At 29.5% G+C, this 3,019-nt stretch carries 4 protein-coding genes; all 4 read right to left on the bottom strand.

The window, feature by feature from the left end; all coding sequences use genetic code 11:
• Positions 1-295: 295 nt before the first annotated feature.
• Complete coding sequence (locus ACIQ06_RS16105; protein ID WP_396147951.1) at positions 296-628, bottom strand: ribonuclease Z; 333 nt, start codon at positions 626-628, stop codon at positions 296-298.
• Between the two features lie 55 nt (positions 629-683).
• Positions 684-1,613, bottom strand: a complete 930-nt coding sequence (locus ACIQ06_RS16100; RefSeq protein ID WP_396147950.1) for an aspartate carbamoyltransferase catalytic subunit — start codon at positions 1,611-1,613, stop codon at positions 684-686.
• Between the two features lie 38 nt (positions 1,614-1,651).
• Positions 1,652-2,185 carry a bifunctional pyr operon transcriptional regulator/uracil phosphoribosyltransferase PyrR gene (gene pyrR, locus ACIQ06_RS16095; protein ID WP_298309051.1) on the bottom strand — a complete coding sequence of 178 codons (534 nt, stop codon included), beginning with the start codon at positions 2,183-2,185 and terminating at the stop codon, positions 1,652-1,654.
• 117 nt (positions 2,186-2,302) lie between these two features.
• Positions 2,303-2,893, bottom strand: coding sequence for a glutathione peroxidase (locus ACIQ06_RS16090; protein ID WP_396147949.1), 591 nt, complete (start codon positions 2,891-2,893; stop codon positions 2,303-2,305).
• Positions 2,894-3,019 lie beyond the last annotated feature (126 nt).

Below are 3,019 nucleotides of genomic sequence, written 5' to 3'. Positions count from 1 at the left end.
CTAAAAATCCGAAAACAACACTAAAAATCAACGCTATAATTGAGATAATTAAAAGTAAATAGGCTAATTTAATATTTATCATAAAAACTAATCCGTTTTATCATTCTCTATTTTACCTAATTTCACGACTTTAATTATAATATAAATTAATAATCCAAGATTTACTGAAAGTCTTAAATAATCAAATTCTTGAGTTTTTAAACTTGTAATTAATCTGCTAGCAAATAAGTAAGTTAAAATAAATAAAACTCCTATATATATGTATACTATTGTTTTGTTGTCTAATTTCATACTTTTAAAATCCTAAATCGCGTTCAATTTCTTCCATTTCTATGATGTCGTTAGCTTCTTGCAAAGAAGGAACAACAATTAACTTTGTTGGGACAGCATTAAAATCAATTCCATCGGCAACAATTACAAATGATTTCTTTCCTTTTTGGTGAGCTTTTGATAAATCAGAAAACAATTTAATATCCTTTAAAGTAACTTCTTTATCATGAGTAATGTCTAGAATTAAATTTTGAGATTTAAAACTATTGTGCTCACGTGTTACTTTTTCAAGAAATAATTTTACATCACCTTGAGTATCCTTTATTATCGTTGTATGTCCTTTTTGATCTACTTTCATATATTCTGAACTTATTTCAGAATCTCATCAATGAGAAACTAAATATTATTTTTTTTTACTGTTTGATTTTACTTGCCAATAAATAAATCACTGCCATTCGAATTGCAACACCATTTTCAACTTGTTCTAAAATAACCGATTGTTGAGAATCTGCTACATCTGAAGTAATTTCAACTCCACGATTTATTGGTCCTGGGTGCATGATTACTATTTCTCTATTTAACGAATCTAATAACGCTTTATCAACACCATATTGTTGTGCATATTCTCTAGTTGATGGAAAGTAATTTACATCCATTCGTTCGTTCTGAACTCGAAGCATATTGGCTACGTCGCACCATTCTAGAGCTTTTCTTAAATTAGGTTCAACAGAAACTCCTAAACTTTCAATATATTTTGGAATTAATGTTTTTGGTCCGCATACTTTAACTTCTGCACCTTGCATTTGTAAGGCATAAATATTTGAAAGTGCTACACGAGAATGCAAGATATCACCTACAATAACCACTTTTTTTCCTGCAACTTCACCTAATTTTTCTCTAATCGAAAAACTATCTAACAAAGCTTGTGTTGGATGTTCATGTGCGCCATCACCAGCATTTACAATACTTGCTTTAACATTTTGAGATAAAAAATAAGCTGCACCAGGATTTGCATGACGCATCACCACCATATCCACCTTCATTGAAAGTATATTGTTTACTGTATCAATTAGTGTTTCTCCTTTTTTAACCGATGATTGTGCTGCTGAAAAACTTATAACGTCTGCTGAAAGTCTTTTCTGAGCTAATTCAAATGATAATTTTGTTCTTGTACTGTTTTCAAAAAAGATGTTAGCAATAGTAATATCTCTCAAAGAAGGTACTTTTTTAATTGGTCGATTGATGACTTCTTTAAAATGGTCAGCCGTTTCAAAAATCAAATCGATGTCTTCTTTTACAAGGTATTTTATTCCTAATAAATGGTTTACACTTAATTCTTTCATTTATATAGTTAGTTGTGTTGTAGTTGTAATTACTTTTTCTAAATCAAATAAACAGCATCTTCTCCATCATTTTCAATCCAGCAAACTTTCACTTTTTCATTATTTATGGCATCTACTTGCCTTCCTCTATAATCGGGTTGAATTGGTAAATGACGACTAAATCTTCTGTCAATTAAAGTCAGAAGTTCTACTTCAGATGGTCTTCCAAACGATTGAATTGCGGTTAATGCTGCATTAATGCTTCTTCCTGTATACAAAACATCATCAATGAAAACCACTTTTTTATTTTCTACTAAAAAATCTATTTGGGTTTTATTGGCTTCTAATGGTTTTTCACCTCGACGAAAATCATCTCTAAAAAATGTTATGTCTAAAAAACCAAGTTGAATGCTTGCTACTTTGTATTCTTGCTCTAAAATTTGCTTAATTCGCTCTGCCAGAAACTTTCCTCTTGGTTGTAAACCTATTAAAACGGTTTCAGAAAAATCAAGATGCTTCTCAATTAACTGACAAGCCAAACGATGTAGAATGATGTTAACTTCTTTTGCAGTGAGTAATATTTTTTGACTCATAATGAAGTGGTTGTTTGGTGTGTAAAAGTAAATAAAATTATTTGAAGCTACTAATTCGTTGCGCATAAAAAATCCCTTTACTACTAGCAAAGGGATTAATTTTATTTCTTTCTCTATTTATTTTGAAATCCAATCTACAATTTCAGCATCTGTAGGAAGTACTTGTGGCGAAACTACTTTTTCTAATTCACCATTTTCATTAATTAAATATTTTTGAAAATTCCATTCTACTTGACTGTCTTGCAAACCATTTCTAGATTTTTGAGTTAAGAATTGATACAATTCACACATATCACTTCCTTTTACAGAAACCTTACTCATCATAGGAAAAGTTACACCATAATTTTTCTGACAAAAAGCACCAATTTCATCATTTGTTCCAGGTTCTTGTTTTCCAAAATTATTGGCAGGAAATCCAACAACTACAAAATTTTTGTCTTTGTATTTTTCATAAATTGCCTCTAAGTCTTTGTACTGAGGAGTCAATCCACATTTAGACGCTGTGTTCACAATTAGTATTTTCTTTCCTTTTAGAGAAGCAAAATCAAATTCATCTCCACTTAAATCTTTAACCTTAAATTGGTAAATGTTTTCTTTATTCATAGTTCCAGTTTTTGCAATCAACTCAGATTTAGCATTCGTTTGTGCTTCGTTTTTACAACTAACAAGCATAAATACGGATAACAATGCTATAAATTTTGTTTTCATAGTTATTTATTTTTTTTATAAAATTACGTAATAAAGTCAGGTGTAGTTCACTTATCAATATATAAATAAATGTTAAATTTTATATTTTATAAAACCATAAGTTGTCACTTTACGTACATAAAATTA

The organism is Flavobacterium sp., assembly GCF_044341265.1.
Lineage (GTDB): Bacteria > Bacteroidota > Bacteroidia > Flavobacteriales > Flavobacteriaceae > Flavobacterium.
Note: the sequence above shows the minus strand (reverse complement) of the source record. Positions and strands in the feature narration are given on the sequence as shown.

Bases quoted from the DNA above. Each gene is read 5' to 3' on its own strand.
- ACIQ06_RS16105 (WP_396147951.1), bottom strand. From the start codon at position 628: ATGAAAGTAGATCAAAAAGGACATACAACGATAATAAAGGATACTCAA.
- ACIQ06_RS16100 (WP_396147950.1), bottom strand. From the start codon at position 1,613: ATGAAAGAATTAAGTGTAAACCATTTATTAGGAATAAAATACCTTGTA.
- pyrR (WP_298309051.1), bottom strand. From the start codon at position 2,185: ATGAGTCAAAAAATATTACTCACTGCAAAAGAAGTTAACATCATTCTA.
- ACIQ06_RS16090 (WP_396147949.1), bottom strand. From the start codon at position 2,893: ATGAAAACAAAATTTATAGCATTGTTATCCGTATTTATGCTTGTTAGT.